Source organism: Streptomyces sp. NPDC043878 (assembly GCF_056435735.1).
Genome location: NZ_JBWKDW010000042.1, coordinates 38,735 through 45,998, shown reverse-complemented (window position 1 = coordinate 45,998; position 7,264 = coordinate 38,735). Strand labels below are relative to the sequence as shown.

The 7,264-nt window shown below is 70.6% G+C and carries 6 protein-coding genes; 4 read left to right on the top strand and 2 right to left on the bottom strand.

Features of this window, described 5'->3' with window-relative positions:
* The 3 genes from AC07AZ_RS36440 to AC07AZ_RS36430 form a co-directional block, all read left to right on the top strand.
* The coding region (locus AC07AZ_RS36440) for a vitamin B12 dependent-methionine synthase activation domain-containing protein (RefSeq protein ID WP_478855046.1) at nucleotides 1-812 on the top strand (812 nt) is incomplete at its 5' end.
* Nucleotides 813-1,006: 194 nt separating this feature from the next.
* The gene (locus tag AC07AZ_RS36435) at nucleotides 1,007-1,705 is read left to right on the top strand and encodes an HAD family hydrolase (RefSeq protein ID WP_478855045.1); all 699 of its coding nucleotides are present in this window, start codon (nucleotides 1,007-1,009) and stop codon (nucleotides 1,703-1,705) included.
* 421 nt (nucleotides 1,706-2,126) lie between these two features.
* Nucleotides 2,127-3,725 carry an ABC transporter substrate-binding protein gene (locus AC07AZ_RS36430; RefSeq protein ID WP_478855044.1) on the top strand — a complete coding sequence of 533 codons (1,599 nt, stop codon included), beginning with the start codon at nucleotides 2,127-2,129 and terminating at the stop codon, nucleotides 3,723-3,725.
* A gap of 70 nt (nucleotides 3,726-3,795) precedes the next feature.
* On the opposite strand, the gene AC07AZ_RS36425 is transcribed toward AC07AZ_RS36430, so the two are convergent.
* Both AC07AZ_RS36425 and AC07AZ_RS36420 read right to left on the bottom strand, forming a co-directional pair.
* The gene (locus AC07AZ_RS36425; protein ID WP_058926326.1) at nucleotides 3,796-4,467 is read right to left on the bottom strand and encodes a response regulator; all 672 of its coding nucleotides are present in this window, start codon (nucleotides 4,465-4,467) and stop codon (nucleotides 3,796-3,798) included.
* 15 nt (nucleotides 4,468-4,482) lie between these two features.
* Nucleotides 4,483-5,508: a RecB family exonuclease gene (locus tag AC07AZ_RS36420; RefSeq protein WP_478855043.1), complete on the bottom strand. Its 1,026-nt coding sequence runs from the start codon at nucleotides 5,506-5,508 to the stop codon at nucleotides 4,483-4,485.
* Nucleotides 5,509-5,708: 200 nt separating this feature from the next.
* Between AC07AZ_RS36420 and AC07AZ_RS36415 the strand changes: the two genes are divergently transcribed.
* Complete coding sequence (locus AC07AZ_RS36415; protein WP_478855042.1) at nucleotides 5,709-7,241, top strand: site-2 protease family protein; 1,533 nt, start codon at nucleotides 5,709-5,711, stop codon at nucleotides 7,239-7,241.
* Nucleotides 7,242-7,264: the final 23 nt, after the last annotated feature.

The window sequence follows — 7,264 nt, the reverse complement described above, 5'->3', positions numbered from 1 at the left end:
TGGCCACCGACAACCCGATCCCCCAACCCCCCTTCTGGGGCACCCGCGTCGTCAAGGGCATCCAGCTCAAGGAGTACGCCACCTGGCTGGACGAGGGCGCGCTGTTCAAGGGCCAGTGGGGCCTCAAGCAGGCCCGCACCGGCGAGGGACCCACCTACGAGGACCTCGTCGAGACCGAGGGCCGGCCCCGGCTGCGCGGTCTGCTGGACACGCTCCAGACGGAGAACCTGCTGGAGGCCGCCGTGGTCTACGGCTACTTCCCTTGCGTGTCCAAGGACGACGACCTGATCCTCCTGGACGAACAGGGCAACGAGCGCACCCGGTTCACCTTCCCCCGCCAGCGCCGCGGCCGCCGGCTGTGCCTGGCCGACTTCTTCCGCCCGGAGGAGTCGGGGGAGACGGACGTCGTGGGGCTCCAGGTGGTCACCGTCGGCTCCCGGATCGGCGAGCGGACCGCGCGGCTGTTCGCGGCCGACGCCTACCGCGACTACCTCGAACTGCACGGCCTGTCCGTCCAGTTGGCTGAGGCGCTCGCCGAGTACTGGCACGGCCGGGTGCGTTCGGAACTGGGTTTCGCCGGTGAGGACCCCGGCGCGATGGAGGACATGTTCGCCCTCAAGTACCGCGGCGCGCGCTTCTCCCTCGGCTACGGCGCCTGCCCGAACCTGGAGGACCGCGCCAAGATCGCCGAACTGCTCCGGCCCGAGCGCATCGGCGTCCAGCTCTCCGAGGAGTTCCAGCTCCACCCCGAGCAGTCCACCGACGCCATCGTCATCCACCACCCGGAAGCCAAGTACTTCAACGCCAGGTGACACCCGGCACGACAGGAGCACGGAGCCTCGGCAGGCCCCTCACGGCTCCGGGGCGGAACACCCGGGGCCCCGCAACACGCGCGATGATCGGGAAAGCCGCACACTGATCGGATAAGTCGTACACTGGTCGGTCCACCGCAGGCCGGTTCCCCCAGGGGAACCGGCCTGGTCGTCCCTCAAGGAGGTGCGCCAGGATGACCAGCACGGTCCCCGCGCTCGGAACCCGTACGGCCGAAGGCTCAGCCCTGCAGGCCGTTCTCCTCGACATGGACGGAACCCTGGTGGACACCGAGGGGTTCTGGTGGGACGTCGAGGTCGAGATCTTCGCCCGCCTGGGCCACCCCCTCGACGACTCCTGGCGCCATGTCGTGGTCGGCGGCCCCATGACCCGCAGCGCCGGCTTCCTGATCGAGGCGACCGGCGCCGACATCACCCTCCCCGAGCTCGCGGTCCTGCTCAACGACGGCTTCGAGGAGCGCATCCGCAGCAGCCTCCCGCTGATGCCGGGCGCCGCCCGGCTGCTGGCCGAACTGGCCGCCCACGAGATCCCCACCGCCCTGGTCTCCGCCTCCCACCGGCGGATCATCGACCGGGTCCTCACCTCCCTCCGGCACCCCTTCGCGCTGACGGTCGCCGGCGACGAGGTCCCGCGGACCAAGCCGCACCCCGACCCGTACCTGTTCGCCGCCGCCGGACTCCGTGTCGATCCGGCCAGGTGCGCGGTCGTCGAGGACACCGCGACCGGCGTCGCCTCGGCGGAGGCGGCGGGCTGCCACGTGGTGGTGGTGCCCTCCGTGGCCCCGATCGGCCCGGCCGCCCGGCGCACGGTCGTCGGTTCCCTCGAAGAGGTCGACCTGGCATTCCTGCACGGACTGATGACGGAAATGCGCTAGCCGTTCACCCAGCGTGCGGCCGGATAGCCGGGAATTCACCGACGCCGGGATCGAAACAATTCGCTACCTGCCGGATGGCCGAATTCCGGTACGGCCCCACGCCCCCGCGACTGTGACCTTCCCCACGCGAAGAAGGGTCGACAGTCACCACCCGGTGTGCTGTTCACCCCGTTTCGGACGCCGAGGACGTGCCCTTGTGTCCCGATTGATGGAACGCTGCACTAATCCTTCCCCTGTCGGGTTTTCGGTCTGTCCACACCCGGTTTCGCTCCGTGATGGGCCCTCGACCGCGATGACGGCGAACTCCCGTGCCGGTCCGGACTAACCTCGTCGCGAGAACCTCGCCCCTACCCCCGTGATCCGCCGCGACACCCCTGCATGCCGGGTACACGGACCTGAACAGCTCTGGAGAAACTCGAGCATGAACCGCAAGACTTTGGTGCTGCCTGCCGTGGTCGGCCTGCTCGCTCCGGTGCTCGCCGCCTGTGGCGGGTCCGGAAGCGGAAGCGGCGGAGACGCGATCAAGGTCGGCACCACTGACCGGTTCATCGCCTCCAAGGACGCGCCGGCCCCCCTCGACCCGGCCTACGCCTACGACGTCGGCACCTGGAACATCCTGCGCCAGACCGTGCAGACCCTGATGATCCAGCCCAAGGGCGAGGGCGACCCCGTCCCCGAGGCGGCGGAGAGCTGCGGCTTCACCGACAGCGGCAACGAGCGCTACGCCTGCAAGCTGCGTGAGGGCCTCAAGTTCGCCAACGGCGACGCCATCACCGCCGCGGACGTCAAGTACTCGATCGACCGGGCCCTCGCGATCAAGGCCGACAGTGGTGTGTTCGCCCTGCTGTCCACCATCGACACCGTCGAGACCCAGGGCGACCGCGAGGTCATCTTCCACCTCAAGACCGCCGACGCCACCTTCCCGTTCAAGCTGTCGACCCCGGTCGCCGGCATCGTCAACCCCGACGACTACGCGAAGAACAAGCTGCGCGACGGCTTCGACGTGGACGGCTCCGGCCCCTACACGCTGCGGGCCGAGGTCAAGAACGACGAGATCACCAACGCCGTGTTCACCAAGAACCCCCACTACAAGGGGGCGCTCAAGGTGAACAACGAAGAAGTCGACATGCGTTCCTTCGAGACCGCGGACGCCATGGGCGACGCCCTCGCCAAGGGCGACCTCGACGTCATGACCCGCACCATGTCCCCGGCGCAGATCAAGAAGCTCACGGACGCCTCCGACGGCAACGTCGACCTCGTCGAGATGCCCGGCCTGGAAATCCGCTACCTGGCCTTCAACACCAACGACCCCGGTGTGAAGACCAAGGCCGTCCGCCAGGCGATGGCACAGCTCATCAACCGCAGCGAACTGACCTCCAAGGTCTACGGCTCCGCCGCGCAGCCCCTGTACTCGCTGGTCCCGGCGTCCATCACCGGCCACTCCAACGCCTTCTTCAACAAGTACGGCGACCCCAGCGTGGGCAAGGCCAAGACGATGCTCGCCGACGCCAACATCACCACCCCGGTGAAGCTGACGCTGAACTACACCACCGACCACTACGGCCCCGCCACCAAGCAGGAGTTCGAGCTTCTCCAGAAGCAGCTCAACGACAGCGGCCTGTTCGACGTGACCATCAAGGGCACCGCCTGGGACGCGTTCGTACCCGCCGAGCGCAAGGGCTCCTACGAGGTCTGGGGCATGGGCTGGTTCCCCGACTTCCCCGACGCCGACAACTACCTGGCGCCGTTCCTCGACAAGGACAACTTCCTCAAGCTGCCCTACGCCAACGCCCAGATCCGCACCAAGCTGATCCCCGAGTCCCGCCGCGAGGCCGACCGACTGGCCGCCGCCTCCAGCCTGACGCAGATTCAGGACATCGTCGCCGACGAGGTCCCGCTCCTCCCGCTGTGGCAGGGCAAGCAGTACGTCGCCGCCCGTGACAACGTCACCGGCACCGCCTACGCGCTCAACTCCTCCGCCACCCTCCAGCTGTGGGAGCTCAGCCGCGGCGTGAGCTGAGCGGCACCCCCGCACACCACGAAGGGCGCCCCCTCCTTGGGGGCGCCCTCCGCGTCGTACAGCCGCTTTCCTACTGCGCTCCGGGACGCACCAGACCACTCTCGTACGCGTACACCGCGGCCTGCACCCGGTCCCGCAGCCCCAGCTTCGTCAGGACGTGACCCACATGGGTCTTGACGGTGGTCTCGCTGACGAACAGGTCGGCGGCGATCTCCGCGTTCGACAGCCCGCGCGCCACCAGCTTCAGCACCTCCACCTCACGCTCGGTCAGCGTGTGCAGGGTGTCCGGCACCGGCTCGTCACCGGACGGCAGATGCGTGGCGTACTTGTCGAGCAGCCGGCGCGTGATGCTCGGCGCGAGCATCGCCTCCCCCGCGGCCACCACCCGGATCGCCTGGACCAGCTCGTTGGCCGGGGCGTCCTTCAGCAGGAACCCGCTGGCACCGGCCCGCAGCGCCTCCACCACGTACTCGTCGAGATCGAACGTGGTCAGCACCAGCACCTTCGCCGGACCGTCCCGGCCGGGGCCGGTGATCTGCCGGGTCGCCTCCACGCCGTCCATCCGCGGCATACGGATGTCCATCAACACCACATCGGGCTGAAGCGCCCGCACCTGATCCAGAGCCTGCAGGCCGTCTCCGGCCTCGCCGACGACCGCGAGGTCCTGCTCCGCCTCCAGGATCATGCGGAAGCCCGTACGCAGGAGCGGCTGGTCGTCGACCAGTAGGACGCGGATGGCCACGTAAGTCTCCTTCGGCTAGTCCGGCCCCATTCTGCCCTGCTCGGCGGCGCCGGACTCGGCCGCCCTGACCTCCAGCGGATACGGCGGGGGAGTACCGCCGAATTCCGGGCAGTGCGCCTGGTGATCGCACCAGCCGCACAACTTGGTGGGCCGCGGCCGCCACTCACCGGTCTCCGTCGCCAGCCGGATCGCCTCCCACAGCGCGAGCAGCTTGCGCTCGACGCGCTCCAGGTCGGCGAGGACGGGGTCGTACGTCAGCACGTCCCCACTGCCGAGGTACACGAGTTGCAGCCGCCGAGGCACCACGTTCTTCAGCCGCCACACCACCAGTGCGTAGAACTTCATCTGGAACAGCGCGCCTTCGGCGTACTCCGGCCGCGGCGCCTTGCCGGTCTTGTAGTCGACGATCCGCACCTCACCGGTCGGCGCCACGTCCACCCGGTCGATGATCCCGCGCAGCCGCAGCCCCGAGTCCAGCTCCGCCTCGACGAACAACTCCCGCTCCGCGGGCTCCAGACGGGTGGGGTCCTCCAGCGAGAACCAGCGCTCCACGAGCCGCTCCGCCTCGCCGAGCCAGCGCGCGAGACGCTCGCCCTCAGGGTCCTCCGCGAACAGCTCCACGACCTCCGGCCGGCTCTCCCGCAGCCGGTCCCACTGGCCGGGGACGAGGGACTTGGCGCGCGGCGCGGTCCGCTCGGCGGCCGGCGCGTCGAAGAGCCGCTCGAGCACCGCGTGCACGAGGGTGCCCCGCGTGGCCGCCTCGCTCGGCTTCTCGGGCAGCCGGTCGATCACCCGGAACCGGTACAGCAAGGGGCACTGCATGAAGTCACTCGCCCGCGACGGCGACAACGACGCCGGCGGCCTGGCGACGAACACCACCTCGGCGCCCGCGACACCACCGCCCGCACCGGCGCCGGCCGTCCCCGCGTCGGCCGCCCGCTCCCCGGCCGCCACCGTCACACGGGGGCCCACGACCGCCGCCTCGGCCACGGCCCCACCACTGCCGTCGGCCTCCGCGCCGTCCTCCGTACTCGTCTCCATGACCACAGACCATACGGCCCGCCACCGACAGTCACCCAGCCGCGAGCACGTCCTCCCGGCGCCCGGGTACGACCCCGGACCGCCGCGACAGCGGGCGAACACGGGGGGTGCCGGGGCGGAACGCGCGGCGACGGCCGCATACCATCGACCCGAGATGCTCCCACCGGGCAGGCGGGAGACGCTTCGAACGAGGGGACATCGTGGACGAGAGCGGCGGGAGCGGGCAGCCGCGGTCCGGCACCGGCGAGCCGGCCGAACAGCGCCCGGGTCCCGCGACCCCGGCACCCGACCCCGCACACCCGGACCCGGCCCGCCACGACTCCGCGACCGGCGAGTCCCCGAGCGACGAATCCCCGAGCGGTGACAGGACGACCGGTGACGGCACGACCGGCGCCCCCTCCACGAACGGCGACGACCCCACCACCAGCACCTCCGCCACCGGCGACGGCACCGCACCCGGCACCGCCACCGGCCCCCACACCGAAACCCGGCCCGGCGCCGCTCCCGACCACCCCGAACGCACCCTCGCCCACGCCGGTGTGACCAAGAGCCGTCCGCCCCGCCGCCCCAAGGAACCCGGCGGCGGACTGCTCATGGGACGGCCCTTCGGTGTCCCCGTCTACGTCGCGCCCAGCTGGTTCCTCGTCGCCGCCCTCATCACCTGGGTGTTCGGCGGCCAGCTCGACCGCGTGCTGCCCGAACTCGGCGCCCTCCGCTACCTCGTCTCCCTCTTCTTCGCGGTGGCCTTCTACGCCTCCGTCCTGGTCCACGAACTCGCCCACACCGTCGCCGCCCTCCGCTTCAAGCTCCCCGTCCGCCGCATCCAGCTCCAGTTCTTCGGCGGCGTCTCGGAGATCGAGAAAGAGGCCGAGACCCCCGGCCGCGAGTTCGTCCTCGCCTTCGTCGGCCCGCTCCTGTCCCTGATCCTCTCCGGCCTCTTCTACCTCGCCATGCTGGGCGTCGAGCCCGGCACCGTACCGGGCGTCCTGCTGGCCGGCCTGATGGTCTCCAACCTCATCGTGGCCGGATTCAACCTGCTGCCCGGCCTGCCCCTCGACGGCGGACGCATGCTCCGCGCGGTCGTCTGGAAACTCACCGGCAGACCGATGACCGGCACCGTCACCGCCGCCTGGGTCGGCCGCGCCCTCGCCGTCGTCGTCCTCATCGGTCTCCCCCTGCTCACCCAGTCCGGGGCCCTCGGCTCCAACGCCGAGGACAACGTCGGCATGGACACCGTCATGGACGCCCTGCTCGCCGCGATCCTCGCCGCCATCATCTGGACCGGCGCCGGCAACAGCCTCCGCATGGCCCGACTGCGCGAACACCTGCCCGAGCTGCGCGCCCGCAACCTCACCCGCCGCGCGGTCCCCGTCCAGACCGACACCCCCCTCTCCGAGGCCCTGCGCCGCGCCAACGACGCCGGAGCCCGTGCCCTGGTCGTCGTCGACACCGACGGCGAACCCCTGTCCCTGGTCCGCGAGGCCGCCATCGTCGGCGTACCGGAACACCGCCGCCCCTGGGTCGCCGTCGGCGGCCTGGCCCAGGACCTCACCGACGGCATGTGCGTCTCCGCGGAACTCGCCGGCGAGGACCTCCTGGACGTCCTGCGCGCCACCCCCGCCACCGAGTACCTCGTCATCGAGGACACCGGCGAGATCTACGGCGTCCTGTCCGCCGCCGACGTGGAACGCGCCTTCGTCAACGCCATGGCCCGGCCGTCGGCCTCCGCGTAACCTCCGTAGCCCTCTTCCAGGAC

Coding starts and splice junctions, on each gene's coding strand:
- AC07AZ_RS36435 (WP_478855045.1), top strand. CDS start 1,007: ATGACCAGCACGGTCCCCGCGCTCGGAACCCGTACGGCCGAAGGCTCA.
- AC07AZ_RS36420 (WP_478855043.1), bottom strand. CDS start 5,508: ATGGAGACGAGTACGGAGGACGGCGCGGAGGCCGACGGCAGTGGTGGG.
- AC07AZ_RS36430 (WP_478855044.1), top strand. CDS start 2,127: ATGAACCGCAAGACTTTGGTGCTGCCTGCCGTGGTCGGCCTGCTCGCT.